This is a genomic window from Ulvibacterium sp. (genome assembly GCF_965228935.1).
Classification (GTDB): Bacteria; Bacteroidota; Bacteroidia; order Flavobacteriales; family Flavobacteriaceae; genus Ulvibacterium.
Window position 1 is genome coordinate 2,466,927 of sequence record NZ_OZ245846.1, and the last position, 26,984, is coordinate 2,493,910.

The following is a 26,984-nucleotide window of genomic DNA, read 5'->3' on the forward strand; positions in this document are numbered from 1 at the left end:
TTGATTTATTGGGTGTTGAATAATTCTTGGGTATACTCTAGGAGTTCTATCCCACCGGAATCTCCATGTCCCGGAATCACCGTTTGTATATTGGGATAGGCCTTTTTTATTTTTTCCATGGTAGCACTCCATTCCGTTATATTGGCATCTTCGAGGTTTCCCTTGCCCGCACCCATGGACTTTACGGCACAGCCTCCAAATAGAAGGGCTTCGCTAGGGATGTAACTTGCGATGTTATCTTGGGTATGGGCTTCCCCAAAAAATCGGTTTATTACAATCTGATGACCTACCTTGAGTTCCATCTTGCCCTTAAAACCGATTTTTGGAACCGTATGGCCCTCTTGCTTTGCCAAAACCAAAGTTTGTTGGTTCGCATAGGACGGAATACCCAATTTGTGGAATGCCGCCAGGCCACCAACACAATCGTTGTGAAAATGATTGATGACCACGGCGGTCACCCGATGTTTTTTGGTTTCTGTAATCCATTGGATCAGTTCCCGGGAGACGGCATCATCAATAGGGGTGTCAAAGACAACGGCTTCCCCGGAGTCCATGTAGATTGCCCCGTTGCAGGCCACCCGACCATATTCGGGTACCTCCAGATATGAAATATGGATAAAGCAGTGTTCCGTTAAAGGGACTATTTTTAAATTTTCGGAACTGTAAGCCGCGGTTGTTTTTTGTGACCTACCATGGACAAACATCATAACAACGACCAAAAGCCCATAAAAGGTTTTCTTGTACATTAGAAGAAGAATTTATATCCTATAAATATAGATCTTTACCCTTCAATTCGAATGCTATGAAACTTGAAAAACTCATCTTTATTTATAATGCCGATTCCGGACTACGGAACCTCTTGATTGACGGGGCCCATAAGATTTTAAGTCCGGCCACCTACGAGTGCCACCTTTGCGATATCACCTATGGTGCCTTTACCGAGAATAAGCTGTGGAAAGCGTTTCGAAAAAATTCCGATCTAGAACTGGAGTTTTTGCATCGGGACGAATTTGCCAAGGTGTATCGATCAAAATTCGGCTACAAGTTTACGTTCCCCATTGTCCTGGCTTTGGTAGACCAAAATCTGGAGGTTTTTATAAAGACAGAGGAATTGAATGCGTTGGAGGATGCAAGGGCATTAATTGGCTTGATTGAAGAGCGAAAAAATGTGTTTTTGTAAAATCTCAATTACCAATAAACCATGGGCAGTGATCGACATTCAGTAATAAGTAATTAGCCAAAGATGTGACGCTGAGCGCTCGCCTGAAAGACATCGTCGGACAGGAAGTCGAAGCGCCAAATCCCAAAATTCAAATTCCAAAACTCAACACTTCTTCTACTTTAATTGTTTGCGAAATTCTTCATTGATATCATGAATATAGGTTAAGACCGCTTCCCGTCCAATTCCCTTGGTGGACGAAGTGATAAAATGGGTAGGCGCTTCCTCCCAGACACCCTCCAATAGTTTTTGGATATATGCATCGGCGCGAGACTCGAGATCCTGGGGTTTCAATTTATCCGCTTTGGTAAAAATGATGGCAAAGGGGATGGCATGTTCCCCCATCCATTGCATAAATTCCAAGTCTATCTTTTGGGGGTCATGGCGAATATCGATCAATATAAAGGCGCAGACCAATTGCCTGCGTTTACGGAAATAGTCCGTGATGTACTTCTGAAATGTTTTCTTTTCCTTTTTTGAAACGCGGGCATAACCATAACCGGGAAGATCCACCAAAAACCAGTTGTCATTGATTTTAAAGTGATTGATCAGTTGGGTCTTTCCGGGTCGTCCGGAAGTCTTGGCCAGGCTTTTCCGTTGTACGAGCATATTGATCAGGGACGATTTACCGACATTGGATCGACCAATAAAGGCGTACTCTGGCAAGGGTTCATTGGGACATTGGGCCACCTTGGAGTTGCTCATCACAAAATGGGCCGACTTTATTTTCATGGAATAAACCTTTTAGAAATTGCGTTTCTCCAGCCAGGCATCCAGGATTTTGTTGAATTCTTCCGGATGCTCCATCATTGGGGCGTGGCCACATTTCTTAATCCAGAACAATTCGGAATCCGGCAAGAGCTCATGGAAATCCTCGGCCACGTTTGGTGGTGTAACGTTATCGTCCTCTCCCCATATAATGCAGGTAGGGGTGTGCATTTTTGGGAGGTCCTTTGCCATATTGTGGCGTATGGCACTTTTGGCAATGGCCAAAGTCTTTACGATCTTATTTCGGTCGTTGACCGTGGCGAAGACTTCATCCACGATTTCCTTGGTGGCCACTTTTGGGTCGTAGAAGACATTTTGGGCCTTCTTTTTAATGAATTCATAGTCCCCACGTCTCGGGTAACCATCCCCCATGGCACTCTCATAAAGCCCCGAACTTCCGGTGATTACAAGTGCCTTTATCCTTTCCGGATACAGTTTGGTGTACAAAAGACCTATATGCCCACCCAAGGAGTTTCCCAAAAGAATGACGTCCTTTAGTCCCTTGAACTGTATGAACCCCTCCAAAAATTTAGCAAACTGCTTTACATTGGTCTTTAGAAGCGGCATATCGTAAATGGGCAGTTCTGGAACCAGTACCTTATATCCTTTCTGGGGAAAATGGTCGGTAACACCATGGAAATTACTTAATCCTCCCATAAGACCGTGTAATATAATAATAGGGGCACCTTCCCCCACTTCAATATACCGGTATTTTCCTTCTGTTGTAAGCTGTTCTTCCATCCAGGATACTTCGGGTGCTTGCTGGCAAATATAGACATTTCCATAAAATAGGTATGGATTCGTATTGGGGCCAGAGATTTAACATTCCAAACTTTATTTTTTGGGCACCCTAACCTATTTTCTATCAAATATAAAAAATGGGGGAGCACTTTTTTGGTAAAATAAGGATTTTTAAAAAGAACAAAAAGTATTCCGAGTCCCAATGCTTATTCTACTAGAAAGGACTCGGAAATGGATACAGGTTTTCCCTCTTGGGTAAACCCTTCGAGCGATATTTCATATTCACCACTATTGTCGGAGGTATAGAAAATCAAGCAGGTTTGGTCTTCTCCTAATTTCAAGTTGGGTTTCCATAACAGTTGGTGCCGATAATCGGGTAATCTTGTCGTCTTAGGTTGTTCGCCATAATCCTGAAAATAATATCGTTTTAAGGAAATAGGATTGTCTATTTTGACTTGCTGTACATAATCAAGTTTCGTTTTGGATAGGAAATCACCTTCTTTGGTCTTGATGGACACAATGCCCTTGTACCTTTGCGGACCAAAGTAGTACTCTTTCCTGGATATTCCGATACTTTCAATTCCTTTAACATCATAGGCGACCAAACTGGAAAGATCTTCCAATGGCAGACCATCCACTAAAACCAATGGTGTATCGTAGTGCCCTAAAAGATACGTATCGTCGCTCCGCACCAAAAATTTGTATTGACCCTTGATCCTTCTGAACATTACACCATTGATCAATTCAACTACGGTTTCCCTTAAAGTCGAAAAGCGTGTATAATCATCCAAAATATAGGTATCCTCCAATTTATGGTAAACTGGCAATTCTGAATCGATACCTACCGTACTATCCGGCTTTTGTTCAAAATAGGCGTTTTCTACTTGATTGTAAATGCTACGCTCAAGAATCAAGGGGTTTAGGTTTGGGGCAACGGATAATTCTTGAAAATCGAGATTGTCATAGTTGGGCCGGGGAAGGGAATCCAGCAGAATGTGCCATTGATCTTTAGTGTCTCCCAACACCTGTAGAGCGGCCTTGTTATTTCGATCGGACAGGGCAAGATTGGAACGAAATGCACCTTCCCTATCGGTATTTACAATATGTATGATTGGATTGTCCCCAAAAAAAGAAAGACTTACTTTGCCGTGGGCCATAGGGGTGTTGTCCGCTCTGGAAACTACCTTTCCTGATAGAAGCTCCCCGCGTAGTTCCGGTAAGTAAACACTGTCATTTATCGCTACTTTATACGATTCTTTGCTATCGGAGTTTCTGGAAAAATGGGTTGCAGTAGTTTTGGAGTCGGGCATTTCCCTATACTTTTTGCGTACGGAAAGCGAGTAATTTCCACGGACTTGATCGTCCGATTCGGTGCCGATCGTTAAGGACACCTCTTCCCGCTTGCCATATTTTGCTTTGTCCGATTCAATCCTTAAAAAAGGAGAATTCTCGGATGTTACCGTGGAATCCGAGGTGTTGGGCTTATCTAGATTTTGAGCAGGTTGCTCCCTATTTTTTACTTGGGAAGATTCGGTTTTGGGAAGTTCCTGATATGGATTTATGATATTAATATCGGCCGTAAACAAATCCTGGCCTTTGGAATTGAACATCCATTGGGTATAACCTATCAATTTATAACTTCCTGAGGGAACGGTAGTGGGGATAAAGAAATCTCCCTGGCCCATACCTGATCTAAGAGGTATCTTATGCCTAAAAACCAAGTTTTTGTCCTTGCCCACTAATTCTACATAGCCGATTTTACTAATAGGGCTAGGGGTCAAGTCGCTGCCTTGGAGGCAATACATTTTATAATACAAATACTCGCCTACGAGCAATAAAGGATCATTGTAATGCACAAAAATGGCTTCCCTTGGAATGCTTTTGAAGCCTTCAATTTCTTCTTTGGAACTTGTTCGATATTGTCCGTGACTAAAATACGACACTGCAGACAGTAACGTATAAATAAGAACCGATCGTTGTATGTTCCTTTTAGTATTCATTCTTCCCAAAAATCAGGCACTTCTTCAGGGCCGAACACTGTACAGTCCCCACATATTTTAGGTTGTGCAACATAGTCCGGTGAGCCCTCCACGAAATTAAAAAAGCTCACCCTATCCGCTTTTACTAATGGTACCACTTCTGCCGGAGTAGTCACAAATTGCCTGCATTCATCTATAAAAGGGGGTAAATCCGAATCGGGAAAAAAATCAGTATAGTTAAAGAATGCTCTTTTCTCGGAAACGGAGGAAAGTTCAAAAATACCTATGACCCTTTCATCTTCATTGTCCTCGGAAAGAATATTTCCGTTAATAAAACCGGGCTGGCTTTCTGAAAACAAACTTTCAGATTCCGAGAATTCCCTAAGTTTTTCATAAAAGTCATAAGCTTGTTTTGACAGTACATATTGTCTGACCAAAATACTATACCGGTGTGAGATAATAAAATTGTCCTTCCTTAAAAACCTTATGTTAAAGCCTATTACCCTATCTTCTGTTATCCCTGTGGTTTTAGTCAGAATTATGCTGTTGGAAATATTGGTGGCATAACACGTTCTTTTATCCGTTGTTCGTTGGCGAACCTCAACCCTATTTTCGGAAACCAGAACGAATTCTCCAGGACTCCATTTCGGTACCACAACTCTATAAGTCTCTTCGAATTCATACTTATAGTAGATTGAATTTCCGGTCGGGTCAAAACTATCTACAAAGATTCCCACACCATCAAGACCACTAGAACTATTCGTTCTTTGGGAGTATACAGCATCTATTTGGGTGGTCTGCGGTAGTTCTACTGCTCTGGAAGTATACGACCTACCATTAGCGAGTGTTACAAATAATCGATATGCTATGCCAGGCTCCGGGGCAAAGGCTGCATCTGAAGTATATCTTCCCGGTTCCGTTTCGGTAAATGGATATTGTTGTTGGTCATCATCAACAATACGGACCGTGGCATTGGATTCTACCTTGGGCTCCTCTTCCCCTTGGGTGGATCGGCTTAGAAAAATCTCATGGTTTTTTAGTTCATTAGTAATCGTGGCATCAACGACCAAAAGACTGTCCGAAGGAGGTATTTCCGGTAAGAAAGGTTCCGTGCAGCCCCACAAAATGATGTACACCAAAAAAAAGGTAAAAATCATTTGTCTATATTTTGAGAGCTTCACGTTCATGGATATATTAGATTCAAAATTTAAAATTATAGGTTATGGTAGGCACCGGAATAGCAAAAATGGAACTTTTAAAAGCCTGTAACGACCCATCCTCGGTGACAAAAAAGACCGAAAATGGATTGTTTCTACCCAGTACGTTGTACACCGAAATATTCCAAAAGCTATGGGCAAATTTCTTGATCTTGTGGTTCCCTTCCACATTGAAACTCAGGTCTAACCTATAGAAGTCCGGGATCCGAAACTTATTTCGGTCACTGAACAGTGCATATTCCGCACCATCCAGGAAATAAGAACCTATGGGAAAGGTAACCGGTCTTCCCGTTTGGTATACAAAATTGGCCGAGAAACTAAAACGCTTGGTCAGTTTATAATTGGTCACTAAACTGATGTCATGGGGTTTGTCAAAATTAGCGGGGAAGTACTCGCCATTGTTGATCCGTTCCTCGGGAAATTCACTATCCAACTTTATAAAGGAACGGGAATAGGTGTAGCCCAGCCATCCATTTAAGCGTCCTTCTTTTTTCTTCAAAAGGAATTCCACCCCGTAGGCCTTTCCTTCGCCCTGTAATACTTCGGTCTCAATGTTTTCATTTAGCAGTAATTGGGACCCGACCTTATAATCAAGAATGTTTTTGGATCTTTTATAGTAACTCTCCAAGCTTAGCTCGTAACTATCATCATCAAAATTCTTGAACAGCCCCAACGAAATCTGATTGGCCCTTTGGGGCTCAATATTGATGTCCGATAGCTTCCAGGTATCGGTAGGCGATACTGTGGTATTACTGGATAAGGTATGTATGTACTGAAGCGTATTGTTGTAGCTGGCCTTTATGGAAAAATCAGGGGTTAAAAAGTAACGACCGGACACCCTACCTTCCGGGCCGCCATAGGTCTCGATAATCTCATTATTCCCAAATTCCCGAACTTCCAACAGGGTTCCTTCGCTTCTGGGCAACCCAACTTCATATATCCTTTGGGACGATGCTCCAAGTGCGGCATAGAAAGAATAGCGTAGACCTATATCAAACGATAATTTTGGGCTTACCGTAAAATTATCCGAAATGAACAAGGCGGATTCCAATCCCTTTTCCCTTTGCAAACTGAGCGGTTCAATAATGGATTGGCTGCCGACAGGCTCAATATCCCCAGGATCTACAAAATATAATTTGCTGGACAGGCCATAGTTGATCTTATGCGATTTCCCTAGAAGCTTTAGCATGTTCAATTTGAGCTCCGTCTCGTTGATGCGATATCCCAAATCGAAATCCCTATCGGAATTGGCCTCAAAATCAATCCCGAAACCATATTCGCTATTGGAAAGCGATACGTTGGCGGAGTTTTTTTCGTTGATTTGATGATTCCATTTTAGGGATATCAATCGATTGCTATAGCTGAATATGGAATCCGACGTAATACTAAAGGCATCCCTGCTAAAATATGCGGTGGCCGAAATGTTGTTCCTTTCATCGATGCGATCGTTGTATTTCGCAATGACATCATAAAATGAGGCCTGGCTGTTTCTCAGTGATTCATCGTCCAGGGATCTCAATATCCAATTGGAGTAAGTGGTTCTTCCCCCGACCAAAATACCAGACTTATCCTTTACAAGGGGCATTTCTAGGGTGAGGTTACTCGTAACCGGCCCAAGAGAGGCTTCCCCGGAGAATTTTTTGGTATTGGCGTCCTTGGTGGTAATGTCAAAGACCGAGGATAAACGCCCACCATATTCCGCGGGAATACTTCCCTTATAAATGGTGATTGCACCTGTGGTAAAAGGATTCAAGGCGGAAAAAATGCCAAAAAAATGGGCTGGATTATAGAGTACGGCATTATCCAACAATATCAGGTTTTGATCGGTAGCCCCGCCCCTTACATTATATCCTGCGGCACCTTCCCCGGCATTGGTGATTCCCGGCAATGTTATTGCCGTTTTAAGAATATCGCGTTCCCCCAACACCAGGGGAATACTCTTTATTTCGGCAATATCAATTTCCACTACTCCGGTAACTACCTTTTCTACATTTCTCAACCGGTTGCTTTCAACGACTACCTCATCCAATTGCTCTGCACTTTCTCCGGGGTCAAAATCCAGCTGGCCGTTATTGTACATAATCACCCGTTTTTCCAAGGTTTCTATACCAATGCCTTTGGTTTGGAGTACGTTTACCCCTGCGGGAAGCTCTATTTCATAAAAGCCATTGGCATCCGTGCTTACCCCCTTGGAGCCTCCTTTGACCACAATGGCCAAGTTTTGAATAGGTTTTCCAGTAACCTTGTCCCTCACACGGCCGGATAGGGTAAAAATTCGCCGACCAATATTTTTTCGCTCCCTTCCAATACGTACGATTTCTATATCCCGCCCTGTATCTTGTTTCTCTTCCAGATAAAAGTAGGAGGGAGCCTCGCTTATTTCCGTGGTGTCCTCAGTTACCGCTGTGGTGCTTTCATAAAAACTAGGGTGGAGTTCATCCCGTATTACAGTATTTCGGGTCAATATAATGGTACGGTCGTCCAGAATGAAAAAATTGATAACGGTTTCCTTAAAAACATCCTGGAGGATGGCGGTCAAGGAAGCGTTTTGATACATACCGGAAATTAAATCGGTGCCCAACCATTGTTCTACAAAGTAAAAATGATATCCGGAAACTTCCTCTAATTTTTCCAAGACCTCTAATCGGGACGCTTCGGTAAAAACAAGGTCTATTTTTGTGGTATCGCTCTGCGCCACGGACCTGTTAAAAGAGAGGAATACACATATGGAAAAGATTAAAAGCCTCATTGGTTCATGGCTTCATCCTTTTTTGAGGTCAATAAGGTATCCATATATGTAAATACCGATATCAATTGATTCTCAAAACGTACATTCAACTGCGTTTCCAAGAAACTGTTCAGTTGTAACGTATGTTCTGGAAACAACGCTTTTACATGGCCCATTTTTTTGAGCAGGTGGTATCCATTAGTGTAATGGATCACAAATTCGGGACTTAATTCTTTAAATTCATAGAAAACCAAGTTTTCGCCTAACTTTTCGATCAATAGTTTACGATGTTTTTTTAATAACGTGAATGCGGGTTTTTCTAAAAGGATCTCATAAAAACCGGCATCGATTTTTTTATTGCCGGCTTTGAGACTATCGATTTTTGTAAACTTATGTTCGCCAATAGAAAAGCTGTCGATTTTATCCTTGTACAGCTGTAGTATTCCCCCTCCTAATTTGTTGGCGACTTTCATTAGCAACTCATCTTCATAGACGTTGTATTTGAGATTGAGCGAATAATAAGGGAGATTATCAATAACGACCTCGCCTGATGTGAAATTTGGGGAAGGAAAAAATTTCGATTTTTTGCTTTTTGCCCTATGCTTTTCGACGTAAACGGCTCCATAGTGTATTTCCTGGTTTTCAATGCCTATGGTAGTATCGAACCAGTTATAATAGGGACTTAGATCTTCTTTGGCCTGTGCCTTACCAGCAATGGGAAATAGAATTAGAACGGCAAGAAGGTAAATTACCACGAAATCGCCATTTTTCATCAACGGAATATAGAGGTAATCTTGATTGCAAAGGAGGAAACACATTTTTTATTAAAAATAGAAATCGCAAGACTAAGATTGCTCGTGATTTGTCTTTTAAATATAGACTATTTATTCATAAGCACATCACAAAAAGTGTAGCTTAACAAAAACAGCGGTCGCCCCTTCAAAATCCAAATAGATTTTTAGAATAAAATCTTCAAATACGGCTTTCCCAAATAAATGAGGTATCCATTTTTCACACGGTGTACTCAAATTCTATTGCTCTTTTTTACAATGAATTGCTACCAAATGACGTCAATTTGCTTCAAAAAATGCCATTTTTATTAACAAAGTGGTTTTTTGTGGTAAATTGTGGTAATAATTTCTATATATTTGAGTTATTAAAAGTAGAACCGGCCATACTTTGGATATTTATTTTTTTGGGACATACGACTGTAAGGCTGATGCCAAGGGTAGGGTAAAACTACCTGTTACCCTATTGAACCAGATGACACCCATACGAAACGAGGGCTTTGTCATTAAGCGTTCCATGTATGATAATTGTTTGGAATTATACCCTATGGGAGAATGGAATACGGTCATGAAGGAATTAAATACCAAGAGCAGGTACGAACCGGAAAATTTGGAGTTTATACGAAAATATACGGCGGGGTTAAGGCCAGTTGAAATAGATAGTGCCGGAAGGTTATTGATACCTAAAAATTTGATTACCACCGTTGGGATTACCAAGGAGGTGGTGCTCGCCTCCATTAACAAGAACTTGGAAATATGGGACAAGGCGTTATACGAGGATTCCATAAAAGCACCTGCGGAGGAGAATGCAAAATTGGCCAGAAAGGTCATGGGCAATGAAAAGCCCAAGGACGATGTATCATAACCCGGTTCTATTGAGGGAGTCCATTGATGGGCTCAACATTAAAAAAAATGGTGTATATGTGGATGTGACCTTCGGTGGCGGAGGGCATTCCAAAGAAATATTGAAGAGGTTGGGGGATGAGGGAAAGCTGTATGCATTTGATCAGGACGAGGACGCTTTGGAGAATAGGATCGATGACGAAAGATGTGTCTTGATCAATGAGAATTTTCGATACATCAAGCAGTTTTTAAAGTTCTATGGCATTCGGAAAGTAGATGGAATTCTTGGGGATTTTGGAGTTTCCTCACATCAATTTGATCAGGCCGAGCGTGGGTTTTCAACACGCTTCGATTCGGATTTGGACATGCGGATGAGCATGCGGAACCAGTTTACGGCCTATGATGTGGTCAACACCTATGATTCGTCGGAGTTGCAGAGGATATTGTTGCAATATGGTGATTTGCGAAACGCCAAGGCCCTGGCAAGTGCAATAATGGCTTTCCGGCAAAGGGAGCCGATCCAAACGACGGCACAATTAAAAAATGCCCTACAGCGATTCCTGCCCAAACACAAGGAGCACAAGATTCTGGCTCAGATTTATCAGGCCATTCGGATCGAGGTGAACCAAGAGATAGAGGCGATCAAGGAATTTTTAACGCAAACGCCGGAACTATTGGAAAAAGGGGGAAGGCTAAGTATCATAAGTTACCATTCCCTGGAGGATCGTCTGGTGAAACGGTTTATACGTACCGGACAGTTTGAGGGAGAGCCTGAAAAGGATTTTTATGGCAATGTAAATGTACCGTTTAAAAAAGTGGGTAGGCTGGTAGTTCCATCCCAAGAAGAAATTAGGTTGAACAATAGGGCTCGTAGTGCCAAGTTGCGAATAGCGGAAAGAATTTGACATATAGAATCAATTTTAGAACACCGATGAAAAAAGGAATACTGGACATATTAAAAGGGAAGTTTTTGGTGAGTGGCGATGCACCAAAGAATTGGCTCTTTATCATTTTTGCTTCCTTTCTGGCCACTGTAATGATCGGAAGCTCACATAGTGCGGATAAAAAAGTGCATCAGATTGCAGCGCTTAATGAAGAGGTTAAGGAATTGCGAAGTGAGTTTGTGGATGTTCGATCTGATGTGCAGCGCTTAAAATTGGAGTCTACGGTAATGAACATCGTAGAGGAAAAAGAGCTCTATCCATCCGAAGTTCCGCCCAAAAAAATAAAGGTAACCTCCCATAAAGAAGATTAGTGGCCGTAACCGACAAAACCATACTTAAGCGACTATATTTTGTGACAGGATTTCTCTTTCTGTTTGCAGGGGCGGTATTGTTCAAATTGGTGAACATACAAGTTGTGCAAGGCGAAAAGTATAGGAAGCTGGCCCATAAACGTACCGAAAAACTATTCACTATAGAACCCAATAGGGGCAATCTTTATTCCGATGATGGGAGTTTGTTGGCCACATCGGTATCCAAGTACACCATTCGCTTTGACGCCCTAACCGTAAAGGATACCGACTTTAAAGAGAATGTAAAACCATTGTCCGATGCCCTTGCCCAATTGTTGGGGGAGACCTCGTCCCACTATCAACAGCTATTGCGAAAGGCAAAGGCTAACAAGAATAGATACGCGCTAGTAGCCCGCAATTTGGATTACTCCGAATATATGGCCGTAAAGGAATTTCCATTGTTTCGGAAAGGCCCCTATAAAGGGGGGCTGATCATAGAACAGAAAACCGTGCGGGAACATCCCTTGGGGAAAATCGCCGAACGTAGTGTGGGTTATGAGCGTGTGGATGAAAACGGTTATTACACCCGTGTAGGGCTGGAAGGCGCCTTTGGGCAATACCTCCGCGGGGTAGAAGGGAAACGCTTAAAGCAGAAAATAGCAAAAGGACAATGGAAGCCCATTGGCTTTGATAACATCGTAGAGCCCAAGGATGGTTATGATGTGGTTTCCACCATTGATATCAACATACAGGATATTGCCCATCATGCCCTTTTGGGTCAATTGGAAAAATACAAGGCCGATCATGGATGTGTCATAGTTATGGAGACGGCAACGGGCGAAGTGAAGGCTATCTCCAATTTGGGGAGAACGGAGGCCGGGAAATATTATGAGCGATTGAACTATGCCATTGGGGAATCCCACGAACCGGGTTCGACCTTTAAATTAATGAACTTGGTTGCGGCACTTGAGGACAAGGTTATAGATACCAGCGACGTCTATGATACCGAAAAAGGATCCTGGCGTATTTATAGGCATAGGATAAGAGACTCCAAAAGAGGAGGCTATGGTAAGATTTCCTTGGCAAAGGCCTTTGAAGTCTCTTCCAATACGGCCTTTGCCAAAATGGTTCACAATAGCTATAAGGAAAATCCTGAAAAATATGTAGATCGGCTGTACAGCATGCAACTGGATCAAGAACTGGGGCTACCTATAAAGGGGGAAGGTACACCTGTAATTCGGTATCCCGATGAAAAAGGTTGGTCCGGCCTTTCCCTGGCACAGATGGCTTATGGCTATGAAGTCTCGATGACTCCATTACAGATACTTTCATTTTACAATGCCATTGCCAATGATGGGGAAATGGTAAAACCACGATTGATCAAAGAGGTGAAGGAGTGGAATACGACCATTCAAAAGTTTGAAAAGGAGGTCATAAATCCCACCATATGTTCCCGGGAAACTGTTGAAAAGGTACAGCATTTATTGGCCAATGTGGTATCAAAAGACCATGGCACGGGCCATAGATTGTATTCCCCTAATTTTTCCATGGCCGGAAAAACGGGTACGGCCCAAAAGAATTACGCATCCAAAGATCCGGATAAACTCCGGTACATCTCTTCCTTTGCCGGCTATTTCCCGGCGGAGAACCCTAAATATTCCTGTATTGTGGTAATACACGAGCCGGATAAAAGTGTAGGCTACTATGGTGCAGATGTTTCGGGGCCTGTATTCAAATCCATTGCCCAAAAGGTATACGCTTCCTCCCCCTTGATCCACGAGGTGAATATGCAAAAGGTAGAAGATCAAACATTGGAGAGTTCCTATCAAAAATACTTTGCGGAGGCGCAGAAAAAATATAATAAAGTACCCGATGTAAAAGGGATGTGCGGCATGGACGCCGTATCTATTTTGGAAAACCTGGGAATAAAGGTTGAGGTAAAGGGGAATGGAAAGGTAAAGAGGCAATCTGTTTCCCAAGGAACGGATTTAAACAAAGTGGACAAAATAGTACTGGAACTTTCATGAAATTACTGAAGGACATATTGTATGGGGTTGGGCTAACGGCGGTAAGTGGAAGTACCCACGTTAAGGTCAATGCCATTTGCTTCGATTCCAGAAAGGTGGACAAGGATGATGTTTTTGTTGCCATCAGGGGCTCCGTTGTGGATGGTCACCGGTTCATTGATAAAGCCTTGGCCGCAGGGGCCCGAGCCATAATCTGTGAGGAGCTTCCCGAGAATATCGTCAATGAAGTAACCTATGTAGAAGTAAAAAACGGGAACAGCGCCCTGGCCATAATGGCGGCCAATTACTACGAAAATCCATCGAAGAACCTGAAATTGGTGGGAATTACCGGAACCAATGGAAAAACTACGGTAAGCAGCCTTCTCTATCAATTGTTCAAGAAGGCGGGGTATAAGGTGGGATTGATATCTACCATTAAGATTATGGTGGATGACGAGGAATATCCTACATCCCTCACCACACCGGATGCCCTTACGATCAACAGGCATTTGGCCCTTATGAACGATGTAGGGGTGGAGTTTTGTTTTATGGAGGTCAGTTCACATGGCATTCATCAAAAAAGATCCGAGGGACTGGTTTTTAAAGGTGCTCTATTCACTAACCTATCCCATGACCATTTGGATTATCACAAGACTTTTGCGGAATACCGGGATACCAAGAAAAAGTTGTTCGATGACCTGCCCAAAAAGGCATTTGCCCTGACCAATATCGATGATAAAAATGGTATATATATGTTGCAGAACACAAAGGCCGGAAAACACACCTATGCCTTAAAGACCTATGCGGATTACAGGGCCCAGATTTTGGAGAATCAGTTTGATGGGCAATTGTTAAAAATTGAGGATAACGAAGTATGGTCCAAACTTATAGGTGATTTTAATGCCTACAACATGCTGGCCATTTACGCCACGGCGGATCTTTTGGGGCTGGAGAAATTGGAAACACTTCGTCTATTGAGCGAATTGGAAAATGTAAATGGCAGGTTCCAATATTATAAATCAAAAAAAAATATAACGGCCATTGTTGATTATGCCCATACGCCGGACGCATTAAAAAACGTGCTTGATACCATCAACACGTTGAGGACTGGAAATGAAAACGTCATCACTATTGTGGGGTGTGGTGGCGACAGAGACAAGTCTAAGCGTCCGGTAATGGGCTATATCGCATCGGCCATGAGCAACACCGCTATTTTCACTTCTGACAATCCCCGATCGGAACCACCGGAGACGATTATCAAGGAAATGGAAGCGGGCGTGGAGCCTCAGAACAAAAAAAAAACCTTATCCATAGAGAATAGGGAGCAGGCAATCAAGACGGCTTGCAAGCTGGCCGTTAAGGACGATATCATTTTAGTTGCCGGGAAAGGGCATGAAACGTATCAGGAAACCAAAGGAAAGCGTATAGATTTTGATGATTTTAAAGTGGTAAAGGAAGCTTTGAACAGTATGAATAAATAGCGTAAAACCCAAAACCTAACCATGTTATACTATTTGTTTGAATATTTGGAGAGGGAATATCAGGTACCCGGTGCCAGCCTTTTCCAGTTCCAGACTTTTAGGGCGGCCATGGCGGTTTTGCTTTCCCTAATTCTCGCTACTACCTATGGGAAGCGCATTATACAGTTTCTAAGACGCAAACAGATAGGGGAGACCATTCGCGATCTGGGTCTGGAGGGACAGGAGCAGAAGGCGGGAACCCCTACTATGGGTGGATTGATCATTATCATGTCCACTTTAATTCCCGTGTTGTTGTTCGCGGATGTATTGAACATTTATATCATTTTATTGATAGTCACCATTATTTGGATGGGTATCATCGGTTTTATAGATGACTACATCAAGATATTCAAAAAGGACAAAAAAGGATTAAAGGGCAGATTTAAGGTTTTGGGTCAGGTGGTGTTGGGCCTTATCGTGGGCGCGACGCTCTATTTTCATCCAGAGGTCACCATGAAGGAAAAGAACAATACCATAATAACGCAAGAATATGAAGTTATGGAGGTAGAGGGCAAGGAGATAAAATCCATTAAGACCAATATCCCCTTCTTTAAGAATAACGAACTGGACTATACGGATTTTGTGTCCTGGATAGGTGATGGTGCGGAAAAGTATGCCTGGTTGCTTTTTATTCCCATAGTGATCTTTATCATAACAGCAGTATCCAATGGGGCCAATCTTACGGATGGCATTGATGGTTTGGCAGCCGGTACGTCGGCAATCATCGTTATGACCCTAGGTATTTTTGCATGGGTTTCAGGGAACATCATTTTTTCCGATTATCTGGATATTTTCTACATCCCCAAAGCAGGCGAACTTTTGATATTCATAACCGCCTTCGTTGGGGCATTGGTAGGTTTCTTGTGGTACAATGCCTATCCGGCTCAGGTATTTATGGGAGATACGGGAAGTTTAACGATCGGCGGGGTCATTGCCGTTATCGCGATTATTGTACGAAAAGAACTGTTGATCCCGGTACTCTGCGGAATATTCTTTGCCGAGTCGATTTCTGTAATGCTACAGGTCGGTTATTTCAAATACACGAAAAAGAGATTGGGCGAAGGGAGGCGCATTTTTTTAATGGCTCCCCTGCACCACCATTATCAAAAGAAGGGATACCATGAAAGCAAGATAGTCACACGTTTTTGGATTATAGGAATATTGTTGGCCATTATAAGCTTTGTGACATTAAAGGTGCGTTAGCATGAAGCGATTGGTGGTGTTGGGCGGTGGTGAAAGCGGTGTAGGGACGGCTATTTTAGGAAAACAGAAGGGATATGAGGTGTTTGTATCCGATTTAGGAAAAATACAGACCAAATATAGAAACGTTCTTGAACATTTTGGGATTGATTGGGAGGAAGAAAAACACTCCGAAGCGGCTATCCTAAACGCGGATTTGGTCATGAAAAGTCCGGGTATTCCGGATACCGTACCCTTGGTCGTAAAGTTGAGGGGCAAGGGCATCCCGGTAATTTCGGAAATCGAATTTGCCGCACGCTATACGGATGCTAAAATCATTGGTATTACCGGAAGCAATGGAAAGACTACGACCACTATGTTAACCTACCATATTCTTAAGGAAGATGGCCTAAATGTAGGTATGGCCGGTAACATTGGGGATAGTTTCGCAAGGATGGTGGCCGAACATGATTTTGAATATTACGTTTTGGAAATCAGCAGTTTTCAACTGGATGGCATAGTGAATTTTAGACCGGAAATTGCAATGATTACCAATATAACGCCAGATCATTTGGACCGATACGATTATAAGTTTGAGAATTATGTCGCTTCAAAATTCAGGATTACCAAGAACCAGCATAAAGAGGACCATTTCATTTATGATATGGACGATGAAACCATAATGGATGGTTTGTCCAAGCACCCTATCAAATCCCGATTACTGCCCTTTTCAATTCAGAAGGAGTTGGAAGAGGGGGCGTATATAAAAAACGACGAAATACAAATTCGTACACAAAACAATGCAATTGCAATGAAAAAGGACACTTTGGCACTGGAAGGGAAGCACAACCTTAAAAACACCATGGCCGCTGCCATGGCGGCAAAATTGGTAGGCATCCGAAAGGAGACCATTCGGAAGAGCATAGCCAATTTTCAAGGGGCGCCCCATCGGTTGGAAAAGGTATTGAAAATACATCACGTACAGTACATTAACGATTCCAAGGCTACCAATGTAAATGCCACGTATTTCGCCTTGGACAGTATGAGTGCCCCTACCGTATGGATCGTTGGGGGTATTGACAAGGGAAACGATTATAAGGCTTTGATGCCCTTGGTCCGCGAAAAGGTAAAGGCCATTATTTGTCTAGGCTTGGATAATACAAAAATTAAGGAGGCTTTTGGCAACGTAGTGGATTTAATGGTGGAGACCTTTGCCATGGAGGAAGCGGTAAAGGTAGCCTACAAGATTGCAGAGCGTGGGGATTCGGTCTTGCTGTCCCCGGCCTGTGCCAGTTTTGATCTTTTCAAGAATTACGAGGACAGGGGCGATCAATTCAAGGAGGCTATAAAGAATTTATAATATATATGTTAAGGTTGCTAAAAAACATTAAGGGAGATAAAGCCATTTGGGCCGTGGTGGCCCTGTTGGCCGTATTTTCGTTTCTACCGGTCTATAGTGCCAGCAGTAACCTTGTTTATGTTGTGGGCAATGGCACTACTACCGGGCATTTGGTCAAACACGCCTTACTTCTGTTTTTGGGTTTTGGTATTATTTATGGGGTGCATAGGATACCTTCCCATTTTTTTAAGGGGCTATCCATAATTGCGATGCCTATTGTGCTGGTCCTATTGGCATTTACACTGGCACAGGGCGATACTATTGCAGGAGCCAATGCCAGTAGGTGGATCCGAATCCCGTTCGTGGGAATAACGTTCCAGACTTCAAATCTTGCTGCCGTGGTTCTTATGATTTATGTTGCCCGATATCTGAGCAAGATCAAGGATAAAAGCATTACGTTTAAGGAAAGTATCCTACCCTTATGGGTACCTGTTTTTTTGGTCGTCGTATTGATATTGCCTGCCAATTTTTCTACGGCCGCCATCTTGTTTTCCATGGTGCTTTTGCTTTGTTTTTTAGGTGGATATCCCTTAAAGTATTTGATTGCAATAGTAGGTACGGGAATACTATGCCTTACCCTTTTTGTCCTTACGGCAAAGGCCGCACCCGATCTTTTCCCCAATCGCGTGGATACCTGGATAAGCAGGGTGGAAAGCTTTTGGAATCCGGAGGACACCGAAGCGGATTATCAGATAGAGAAGGCCAAAATAGCTATTGCCTCTGGAGGAATCGTGGGTAAGGGAGCTGGCAAGAGTGTACAGAAGAATTTTCTGCCCCAGAGTTCCTCGGATTTTATTTATGCCATAATTGTTGAAGAATATGGCCTTTTGGGCGGCTTTGTTTTGATGTTCTTTTATCTGTTTTTGTTGTTCCGGATTGTGGTAGTGGCCAATGGTAATGGAACCATTTTTGGAAAATTGCTGGTTTTGGGAGTTGGTCTACCGATTGTTTTTCAGGCTTTGATCAATATGGCGGTAGCCGTGGAACTATTTCCCGTAACCGGACAGACCTTGCCCTTGATAAGTAGTGGTGGAACCTCCAGTTGGATGACCTGTTTGGCCATTGGCATCATATTGAGTGCAAGTAGGAAGGACAGTGAAATGGAGCAAAAGGTGGTGGATATTGATGAATCAAACCCTTTACAAGTGTTGAGTGGGCAATTATAGGTTCATACTTTCCGGGGGAGGTACCGGAGGACATATATATCCGGCTATTGCTATAGCCAATGAATTGAAAAATAGATATCCGGATGCCGATTTTTTGTTCGTAGGGGCAAAAGATCGGATGGAAATGGAGAAAGTACCCCAGGCGGGGTACAAAATTGAAGGACTGTGGATTACCGGGTTACAGCGGAAACTGACCCTTAAAAACTTGATGTTTCCCTCTAAATTGATAAGTAGTTTGTTGAAATCGCGAAAAATAGTATCCCAATTTAAGCCCGATGTGGTCATAGGAACAGGCGGGTTTGCCAGTGGTCCCTTGTTACAGGTGGCCTCCGGACGGGGTATTCCCTGTGTGCTTCAGGAGCAGAATTCCTATGCGGGGATTACCAACAAGCTGCTCAAGGACAAGGTGGCCAAAATCTGTGTGGCCTATGAGGGTATGGAAAGGTTTTTTCCGGCTGAAAAAATTGTAAGGACCGGTAATCCGGTACGGAAGGATTTGGTGAATATGAAGGTGACGGAATCTGAAGCAAAGGTCTTTTTTAAGCTAGATCCCAAAAAAGAGGTAGTTCTGATTTTAGGCGGAAGTTTGGGAGCAAGGCGCATCAATGAATTGATCGAAAAGGAACTGGGTTACCTTGCATCTAAAGATTTACAGGTGCTATGGCAATGTGGCAAGCTGTATTTTGAGCAGTACAAAAAATACGCAGCCGAAAACGTCAAGGTTTTCGATTTTTTGAACAAAATGGATTTGGCCTATGCCGCGGCGGACTATATCATTTCAAGATCGGGTGCCAGTTCGGTATCCGAATTGTGCATCGTAGGCAAGCCTACGTTATTTATTCCCTCGCCCAACGTGGCGGAGGATCACCAGACCAAGAATGCAATGGCCTTGGTAGCTCAAAATGCAGCCTTGATGTTACGGGAAACGGAGCTAGACGAAAAGTTCGAGACCGTTTTTTCGGACTTGCATCGATCTAAGGAAAAGCAGGAAGAGTTAGGTGCAAACCTAAAAAACAGGGCCATGCCCCATGCAACGAAGCACATTGTGGACGAAATAGAAAAATTGTTGAACACATTGAAAACATAATGTAAAACCCTCGATATAGTTTTGAACCTGACAAACATACATAACGTGTATTTCATTGGAATCGGAGGTATTGGTATGTCGGCCTTGGCGCGTTACTTCAAGTTCATCCATAAGAATGTGGCCGGATATGACAGAACGAAAACGCCATTGACCATGGAACTGGAGAATTTGGGGATATCGGTACATTATGAGGACAATTCAAGCAAAATTCCCAAAGGATTTTTTGAGAAGGAAAAGACCCTTGTCGTATATACACCTGCGGTTCCTAAGGAACATTTGGAGTATCGATATTTTTTAGATCAGGGTTTTGAAATAAAAAAACGCTCCGAAGTCTTGGGTCTCATTACCAAGGATACTTTTTGTTTTGCAGTGGCCGGCACACATGGCAAGACCACTACATCATGTATTTTGGCACATTTGCTCAATGAAACACGAACGCCGCTTACGGCATTTCTCGGTGGGATATCCGAGGATTTTGACAGTAATTTTCTGTTTCGGGGAGCGCAATATTCTGTAGTGGAAGCGGACGAATTTGATCGCTCCTTCCTTAAGTTGTATCCGAATGTGGCCTGCGTGACCTCTATGGATGCCGATCATCTTGATATTTATGGGGACAGTGCCGAATTACGGAAATCCTTTCAAGAGTTTACGGAACGTTTAAAGCCCGGAGGACAGTTGTTTGTGCGGAATGGCCTGCCCTTACAGGGGACGACCTATGGAATTGAGGATGGGTCGGATTATTGTATCCATAACCTAAGGATAGATCAAGGGGCCTATATTTTTGATATCGTAACGCCGCGTACCACGATTACCGAGGTTAGGTTCAACAAACCGGGTAGACATAATTTACTGAATGGATTGGCAGCTTTTGCCATGGCGGAACAATCGGGAAACCCTTTGGATGAACTGGCGTTGGCCCTGGCCACTTTTAAGGGTGTACAACGAAGGTTCTCCTACCAGATTAAATCGAAGGATTTCATTTTTATCGATGATTATGCACATCATCCCACGGAAATCGAAGCGGTTTATGATGCGATTACCGAAATGCATCCCGGAAAAAATGTTATGGTGGTTTTTCAACCTCACCTATTTTCGAGGACAAAGGATTTTGCAGATGGTTTTGCCGAAAGCCTATCAAAATTTGATGCCATTCTCCTCTTGGATATTTATCCGGCCCGGGAAAAACCCATGTCAGGAATTTCTTCGGAATGGCTATTGGAAAAAATTAAAAATCCAAATAAAAAATTAATTAAAAAATCGGATTTAACACAAGAAATAAAAAAGCGAAATCCAGAGATCCTTGTAACCCTTGGAGCAGGGGACATAGGATTGGAAGTAGCTAAGATCAAAAGTGAATTGGAGTATGCGAATTAATTGGAACTATATCAAAATTAGTGTGCTTAGCCTAGTAATAATGGGGCTTTACGCATTTTCCAACCATAGAAGCGAAAAGAAAAAAGTAGACGGGATCAACATTGAATTTGTCGGGGATCAAAACCTCTATATTACGCAAAGCATGGTTAATAAATTGTTAATACAAAATTATGGGCCTGTCATAAATATGCCTAAAGAAAAATTAGTTTTGAATACTATAGAGAAGGTCATCGAGGCCGATGAAATGGTGAAAAGTGCCCAGGTTTATCTTACTGTAAATGGTGAACTTACGTCTAAAATTGTTCAACGCAAACCAATCGGACGCATAGAGGGGAATTCAAAGTTTTATCTGGATGATGAAGGGAAACGTATGCCGTTGTCCACGAGTCATTCAGCAAGGGTTCCTATAATCACCGGTAAGATTACGGGCAAAGGCCTAGAGGATGTTTATGAAATTCTGAAGTATATAAACCAGGACGATTTTCTCCGCAAAAATGTAATTGGTATCCACATTGAGGAAGAGGAAAGCTACCAATTAAAGTTTCGAATGGAACAGTTTGTAGTCCATTTGGGCGGTATAGACAATCTGGAAGAAAAGTTTAACAATTTTAAGGCGTTTTATGCCAAGGCAAATCGGGATAAAACGTTGGAGGAGTATGCCATGGTAAACTTGGAATTTAATAATCAGGTAGTATGCACCAAAATATAGGGATAACAATGGAACAAGGTAAATATTCAGTTGGGTTGGACATTGGGACAACCAAGATCGTGGCCATAATTGGCAGGGAAAACGAATATGGAAAAATTGAGGTTCTCGGTATTGGACGGTCCAAAAGTTTGGGGGTACACCGGGGTGTTGTAAACAATATTACCCAGACCATTAAATCTATTCAACAGGCTGTGGAGGAGGCCGAGGCCAATTCCGGATTAAAAATCGGCTCGGTCGTTGTGGGCATAGCGGGTCAGCATATCAGAAGTCTTCAGCATAGCGATTACATTACACGCTCGGATTCGGAAGAGGTGATCAATGAAGATGACCTGGATCAATTGTGCAATCAAGTGTACAAACTGGTTATGCTCCCGGGGGAGGAAATTATCCATGTGTTGCCACAAGAATATAAGGTCGATGGCCAGGCCGAGATCAAGCAGCCCATTGGAATGTACGGTGGACGCTTGGAAGCCAATTTCCATGTGGTGGTTGGGCAGGTTTCGTCCATAAAAAATGTAGGAAGGTGTATAAAGAGTGCCGGCCTGGATTTAGGCAATATTACTTTGGAGCCTTTGGCCTCTTCGGATGCGGTATTGAGCCAGGAAGAGAAGGAAGCAGGGGTCGCTTTGATCGATATCGGTGGAGGCACTACGGATTTAGCCATTTTCAAGGACGGCATTATTCGGCATACTGCGGTGATTCCATTTGGGGGAGGTGTCATTACCGAAGATATCAAAGAAGGGTGTTCCATCATAGAAAAGCAGGCGGAATTGCTGAAAATCAAGTTTGGCTCGGCATGGCCCGGGGAGAATCGGGACAACGAAATTGTATCCATTCCTGGGCTTCGTGGTAGGGAACCCAAGGAAATTACGCTAAAGAACCTTTCCAAGATCATTCATGCCAGGGTGGTGGAAATCGTGGAGCAGGTATATGTTGAGATAAAGAACTATGGGCATGAGGAGCAAAAAAAGAAACTCATAGCAGGTATCGTACTCACAGGAGGAGGGAGCCAGTTAAAACACTTGAAGCAATTGGTGGAGTACATTACCGGTATGGACACCCGCATCGGTTATCCCAATGAACATCTTGCCGGGGATTCTGAGGAAACCATTGCCAGTCCTTTGTACGCTACCGCAGTGGGTCTTTTGATGAATGCCCTGAAAAATCAAAGTAAGGAGAAATCGGTAGCGCAAAGTCAGGAACATGAAGAAGAAATGGCCTTTGCCACCCATGAACAGGAGACCGTTGGAGGAGCCAAGGCAAAAAAAGAGAGAAAATCCGTTTTTGACAAATGGTCGGAAAAGCTTAAGGATTTTTTGGATAATGCAGAATAATAGTAAAAGAATATAATAACCAGTAATAAAAAGAATATGAGCAAGAACACGGAATTTGAAAACATATCCTTTGATCTGCCCAAAAATCAAAGTAATGTCATAAAGGTCATTGGTGTAGGAGGTGGCGGGAGCAATGCCATTAACCATATGTTCCAGGCCGGCATAAACGGAGTGGACTTTGTTATCTGCAATACCGATCAACAGGCATTGCAGAACAGTCCAGTACCGAATAAGATCCAATTGGGGGTTTCCTTAACGGAAGGACTCGGTGCCGGGGCCAATCCGGAAATCGGCGAACAGGCCGCACTGGAGAGTATGGAGGAAATTAAGGGTATGCTGGATACCACAACAAAAATGATTTTCATTACTGCCGGTATGGGCGGGGGAACGGGTACTGGTGCCGCTCCCGTGATTGCAAAACAGGCGAAGGAAATGGATGTGCTTACCGTGGGCATAGTCACCATGCCCTTTCAGTTCGAAGGTAAAATGCGTTGCCAACAAGCTCATGCGGGGATTGAAAAATTACGCTCCAATGTAGATTCCCTTATAGTTATCAATAACAATAAGTTACGTGAGGTGTATGGAAATTTGGGCTTCAAGGCCGGTTTTTCCAAAGCGGACGAAGTCCTGGCCACTGCGGCCCGGGGTATTGCCGAGGTCATCACTCATCACTATACGCAGAACATTGACCTTAGGGACGCCAAAACCGTACTTTCCAATAGTGGCACGGCCATTATGGGATCCGCCATGGCATCCGGTTCCTCAAGGGCCCATGAAGCCATTGTAAAGGCCTTGGATTCCCCCCTATTGAACGATAACAAAATTACAGGAGCCAAAAATGTGCTGCTATTGATCGTTTCCGGTTCCCAAGAGATTACCATAGACGAAATAGGTGAGATCAATGACCATATCCAAGTGGAGGCAGGTTATGGCGCCAATATTATCATGGGTGTAGGTGAGGATGAAAATTTAGGTGAAGCCATTGCCGTTACCGTTATCGCCACGGGGTTTAATGTGGATCAGCAAGATGATATCGTAAATACGGAATCCAAAAAAATCATCCATAACCTGGAGGAAGGGCAGAAAGCTGAACAGGACTTGACCCCTAAGCCCATTGTACATCAACTACAGGAAGAGGAGAGCGAAGAGCCCCAAAAAGTGTATCAACTTCCGGAAGAGGAAGAGTTGGGAATGGATTTGATTCCTACGACCAGCTATATCAAGAATTTCAATGTTTTCTATGAAGAGGTGATTGAAGGTATAGTAGAGGGGGAAGTCTCTGAAGATGACTTCATTATTATCGACTCCAAGGATACCCTTAACGATATTGAAGTAGTAGACCCGGAGGTAGTCTCGTCCAAAAAGGAACAGTTTACCATGAGTTTTGATATGCCATTGTCCCAGGAAGATGAGGAAGAAAAGGAAAATGTAATCACCTTTAACCTGGATGAGGAAGTAAAGGATATGGACGTTAAGGATTATATTGATGTGGTGCCCGTGTTGGAATACAATAAAGATGGTGAAACCCGCTACAGTCTGGACGATTATATGGAATTGGAAAATAAACTTACCGGAGCCAAATCCAAAGCGGAGGAGTACGATCCTAAAATAATAGAGGACGAGCTGATTTTCGAGAAAAAGACCATAGCCGGTAACGATGAAGACTTGAGATCTCAGAGCCCTTCCAAGGAAGTCGATCCCATGGAAATCCCTATCGAGGAATTGTTGCGCGAAAGGGCCGATGAACGCAGAAGAAAATTAAAGGATTTCAACTACAAGTTTCAGAATAGTTTAAACAACATAGATGAAATAGAGAAAGAACCGGCCTACAAGCGCCAAGGCGTGAATTTGAACGAAAACCCAAGACAGGCCAAGGTTTCCAGAACCAGCCTAAGTGAAGATAGTAATGGAGAGATCCAATTACGTTCCAACAATTCATTTTTAAATGATAACGTGGATTAGCTGCCCTTTTCCCCAAACAGTCAAACCCGAGAATAACGATTATTTTCGGGTTTATTTTTTATCTTTGCAGTCCGAAAAATCAGAAATTATGGGTCTACAACAGCAGGTAATGGAACAAATGAAAGTGGCTATGAAATCCAAGGATTCCGTAGCTTTGGAATCCCTTCGGGCCATTAAGTCGGCCTTGCTATTGGCACAGACCGAAAGTGGTGCAGGGGGCAATCTTTCCGAGGCCGATGAAATAAAGTTGGTGCAGAAATTAGTCAAACAACGTAAGGACAGTGCATCCATTTATACGGAGCAAGGCAGGGCCGATTTGGCGGAACCGGAATTGGCACAGGCTGCCGTTATTGAACAGTTCCTTCCGGAACAACTGACCGAGGAAGAAATTGAAAAAGTAGTGGTACAGACTATAGATGCCACCGGTGCCTCAGGGATGAAGGATATGGGTAAGGTCATGGGAATCGTTTCCAAGGAATTGGCCGGACAGGCCGATGGAAAAACTATTTCTACTATAGTAAAAAATAAGTTATCTTAGCGCGCTTTTAAAGATGCTCTAAAATTTTTTTGGCCGCGTAGTTCAACTGGATAGAATATCAGATTTCGGCTCTGAGGGTTGGGGGTTCGAATCCTCCCGCGGTCACGAATAAATCAACAAAGAGTTGAAATGAAGCAAGTTCAAAATAAAGAGCTTGCTTTTTATTTTGGATGAAGCGCAAATTTCCTTTGTTGATTTTCAAAGCGGAGCTTTATTAGGACGTTCAAACGAAGTGAAGAAAATCCTCCCGCGGTCACTGCAAGCGGAAAAATCATTACGTTGGTAATGTTTTTTCCTTTTTTTCTACTTCTCACATCTTGTGAATATTACATTGTCCCCATTCCATAAATCACTTTCGGGCAAAATGTCTTCTCGGAATTCAATGTTTCTAAAATTCTGTTGCTTCAACATTACGGATAGATCATTCTGAGAGAAGAAATGCGTCCAAAAACGGTAATTATCAATAGTTCCACCAGTATCGATTACGGTATGCTGAAACAGAATTACTTTTTCCTTTTCATATAAGAACGATTTCGACAAAGCCAGGTATGGTGTTTCCTTCCAAAAACCGGCATGGCTTGCTTCCCACGTTTTAGGGGATAGTTTATCCTTCAACCCACTATCCTTCAAAACATCAAAAATGAAAACTCCACCTTTCTTTAACGCCTTAAAAATATTGGCCAAAAGTTTTTCTCGCTCAATGGGCAACAATACACCTAAATCCGCATAAATGAGCAAAACCAATTCAAATTTCTCCTGTCCCAAATCAACATCTAAATAACTTGCCTTCTTATAGTCAATGCTCAATCCTTTTTCTTTTGCTGATTGAGTCGCGTAGTCAATCGAAGTTTGCGAAATATCGATCCCCGTAACTTTATGCCCACTTTTTGCAAAAAGTTCCGTGTACAGACCTGGTCCGCAACCGAGATCCAAAATACTTAGTTTTTGACCCTTGCCCAGGGTTTCCAAAATCCATTTGACGGTTTTTTCTATCGTTGATTTTTTACGGCTTGCCAGGTCCACGTCCGGGTTTAGATGAATCTGAAGCAATTGTTTTGAGATATGTGGGTCGGTCCACATAAAAGAAGTCCCTTTACTGTAAAGGCTCGGTTTCTCGGCCAATGAAACTATTTCTGTTACCATCATTTTTTACAATTCTCCCTAAAAGAGTTACATTATTCGTTTCTATTTGC

At 42.8% G+C, this 26,984-nt stretch carries 23 protein-coding genes and 1 tRNA gene; 16 read left to right on the top strand and 8 right to left on the bottom strand.

Features of this window, described 5'->3' with window-relative positions:
* Positions 1–5 precede the first annotated feature (5 nt).
* Positions 6–746, bottom strand: a complete 741-nt coding sequence (gene bla, locus ACO06Y_RS10225) for a subclass B1 metallo-beta-lactamase (RefSeq protein WP_422083731.1) — start codon at positions 744–746, stop codon at positions 6–8.
* A 56-nt stretch (positions 747–802) separates the two neighbouring features.
* On the opposite strand from bla, the gene ACO06Y_RS10230 reads away from it, so the two are divergent.
* Positions 803–1,180, top strand: coding sequence for a GTPase (locus ACO06Y_RS10230; RefSeq protein ID WP_422083732.1), 378 nt, complete (start codon positions 803–805; stop codon positions 1,178–1,180).
* Positions 1,181–1,336: 156 nt separating this feature from the next.
* Here the strand turns inward: ACO06Y_RS10230 and yihA are convergent, their stop codons facing one another.
* From yihA to ACO06Y_RS10260, 6 genes are all read right to left on the bottom strand, one after another.
* Positions 1,337–1,951 (bottom strand): ribosome biogenesis GTP-binding protein YihA/YsxC, encoded by a 615-nt coding sequence (gene yihA, locus ACO06Y_RS10235; protein WP_422083733.1) that lies wholly within the window; start codon positions 1,949–1,951, stop codon positions 1,337–1,339.
* A 12-nt stretch (positions 1,952–1,963) separates the two neighbouring features.
* Entirely contained in the window at positions 1,964–2,728 is a 765-nt protein-coding gene (locus ACO06Y_RS10240) for an alpha/beta fold hydrolase (protein ID WP_422083734.1), read from the bottom strand.
* Between the two features lie 206 nt (positions 2,729–2,934).
* Positions 2,935–4,728 carry a hypothetical protein gene (locus ACO06Y_RS10245; RefSeq protein ID WP_422083735.1) on the bottom strand — a complete coding sequence of 598 codons (1,794 nt, stop codon included), beginning with the start codon at positions 4,726–4,728 and terminating at the stop codon, positions 2,935–2,937.
* A complete protein-coding gene (locus tag ACO06Y_RS10250; RefSeq protein ID WP_422083736.1) occupies positions 4,725–5,864 on the bottom strand; it encodes a DUF4249 domain-containing protein in 1,140 nt (379 codons plus the stop codon). Before ACO06Y_RS10250 ends, ACO06Y_RS10245 begins: the two co-directional genes overlap by 4 nt.
* Positions 5,865–5,907: 43 nt before the next feature.
* Positions 5,908–8,673: a TonB-dependent receptor gene (locus tag ACO06Y_RS10255; protein WP_422083737.1), complete on the bottom strand. Its 2,766-nt coding sequence runs from the start codon at positions 8,671–8,673 to the stop codon at positions 5,908–5,910.
* The gene (locus ACO06Y_RS10260; protein ID WP_422083738.1) at positions 8,670–9,425 is read right to left on the bottom strand and encodes a hypothetical protein; all 756 of its coding nucleotides are present in this window, start codon (positions 9,423–9,425) and stop codon (positions 8,670–8,672) included. Before ACO06Y_RS10260 ends, ACO06Y_RS10255 begins: the two co-directional genes overlap by 4 nt.
* 406 nt (positions 9,426–9,831) lie before the next feature.
* Here ACO06Y_RS10260 and ACO06Y_RS10265 point away from each other — a divergent pair, with 406 nt between their 5' ends.
* From ACO06Y_RS10265 to ACO06Y_RS10335, 15 genes are all read left to right on the top strand, one after another.
* Positions 9,832–10,305 carry a division/cell wall cluster transcriptional repressor MraZ gene (locus ACO06Y_RS10265; protein WP_422083739.1) on the top strand — a complete coding sequence of 158 codons (474 nt, stop codon included), beginning with the start codon at positions 9,832–9,834 and terminating at the stop codon, positions 10,303–10,305.
* Positions 10,295–11,188 carry a 16S rRNA (cytosine(1402)-N(4))-methyltransferase RsmH gene (gene rsmH, locus ACO06Y_RS10270; protein ID WP_422083740.1) on the top strand — a complete coding sequence of 298 codons (894 nt, stop codon included), beginning with the start codon at positions 10,295–10,297 and terminating at the stop codon, positions 11,186–11,188. Before ACO06Y_RS10265 ends, rsmH begins: the two co-directional genes overlap by 11 nt.
* Positions 11,189–11,214: 26 nt before the next feature.
* Positions 11,215–11,538 (top strand): FtsL-like putative cell division protein, encoded by a 324-nt coding sequence (locus ACO06Y_RS10275; protein WP_422083741.1) that lies wholly within the window; start codon positions 11,215–11,217, stop codon positions 11,536–11,538.
* On the top strand, positions 11,538–13,544 hold the full coding sequence (locus ACO06Y_RS10280) for a penicillin-binding protein (protein ID WP_422083742.1): 2,007 nt from the start codon (positions 11,538–11,540) through the stop codon (positions 13,542–13,544). The genes ACO06Y_RS10275 and ACO06Y_RS10280 overlap by 1 nt, the downstream gene beginning before the upstream one ends.
* Complete coding sequence (locus tag ACO06Y_RS10285) at positions 13,541–15,004, top strand: UDP-N-acetylmuramoyl-L-alanyl-D-glutamate--2,6-diaminopimelate ligase (RefSeq protein WP_422083743.1); 1,464 nt, start codon at positions 13,541–13,543, stop codon at positions 15,002–15,004. The genes ACO06Y_RS10280 and ACO06Y_RS10285 overlap by 4 nt, the downstream gene beginning before the upstream one ends.
* A gap of 21 nt (positions 15,005–15,025) precedes the next feature.
* On the top strand, positions 15,026–16,246 hold the full coding sequence (gene mraY / locus ACO06Y_RS10290) for a phospho-N-acetylmuramoyl-pentapeptide-transferase (protein ID WP_422083744.1): 1,221 nt from the start codon (positions 15,026–15,028) through the stop codon (positions 16,244–16,246).
* A gap of 1 nt (position 16,247) precedes the next feature.
* The gene (murD, locus tag ACO06Y_RS10295; protein WP_422083745.1) at positions 16,248–17,582 is read left to right on the top strand and encodes a UDP-N-acetylmuramoyl-L-alanine--D-glutamate ligase; all 1,335 of its coding nucleotides are present in this window, start codon (positions 16,248–16,250) and stop codon (positions 17,580–17,582) included.
* Positions 17,583–17,587: 5 nt separating this feature from the next.
* Complete coding sequence (locus ACO06Y_RS10300; RefSeq protein WP_422083746.1) at positions 17,588–18,787, top strand: FtsW/RodA/SpoVE family cell cycle protein; 1,200 nt, start codon at positions 17,588–17,590, stop codon at positions 18,785–18,787.
* On the top strand, positions 18,774–19,874 hold the full coding sequence (gene murG, locus ACO06Y_RS10305; protein ID WP_422083747.1) for an undecaprenyldiphospho-muramoylpentapeptide beta-N-acetylglucosaminyltransferase: 1,101 nt from the start codon (positions 18,774–18,776) through the stop codon (positions 19,872–19,874). Before ACO06Y_RS10300 ends, murG begins: the two co-directional genes overlap by 14 nt.
* Before the next feature lie 21 nt (positions 19,875–19,895).
* On the top strand, positions 19,896–21,248 hold the full coding sequence (gene murC / locus ACO06Y_RS10310; protein ID WP_422083748.1) for a UDP-N-acetylmuramate--L-alanine ligase: 1,353 nt from the start codon (positions 19,896–19,898) through the stop codon (positions 21,246–21,248).
* 208 nt (positions 21,249–21,456) lie between these two features.
* Positions 21,457–21,957, top strand: coding sequence for a cell division protein FtsQ/DivIB (locus tag ACO06Y_RS10315; RefSeq protein WP_422083749.1), 501 nt, complete (start codon positions 21,457–21,459; stop codon positions 21,955–21,957).
* An 8-nt stretch (positions 21,958–21,965) separates the two neighbouring features.
* On the top strand, positions 21,966–23,291 hold the full coding sequence (gene ftsA, locus ACO06Y_RS10320) for a cell division protein FtsA (RefSeq protein WP_422083750.1): 1,326 nt from the start codon (positions 21,966–21,968) through the stop codon (positions 23,289–23,291).
* A 36-nt stretch (positions 23,292–23,327) separates the two neighbouring features.
* The gene (ftsZ, locus tag ACO06Y_RS10325) at positions 23,328–25,253 is read left to right on the top strand and encodes a cell division protein FtsZ (RefSeq protein ID WP_422083751.1); all 1,926 of its coding nucleotides are present in this window, start codon (positions 23,328–23,330) and stop codon (positions 25,251–25,253) included.
* An 88-nt stretch (positions 25,254–25,341) separates the two neighbouring features.
* Entirely contained in the window at positions 25,342–25,791 is a 450-nt protein-coding gene (locus tag ACO06Y_RS10330) for a GatB/YqeY domain-containing protein (protein ID WP_422083752.1), read from the top strand.
* A 31-nt stretch (positions 25,792–25,822) separates the two neighbouring features.
* A tRNA-Arg gene (locus tag ACO06Y_RS10335) sits at positions 25,823–25,896 on the top strand.
* A 198-nt stretch (positions 25,897–26,094) separates the two neighbouring features.
* On the opposite strand, the gene ACO06Y_RS10340 is transcribed toward ACO06Y_RS10335, so the two are convergent.
* Positions 26,095–26,937: a class I SAM-dependent methyltransferase gene (locus ACO06Y_RS10340; protein WP_422083753.1), complete on the bottom strand. Its 843-nt coding sequence runs from the start codon at positions 26,935–26,937 to the stop codon at positions 26,095–26,097.
* Between the last annotated feature and the right edge of the window lie 47 nt (positions 26,938–26,984).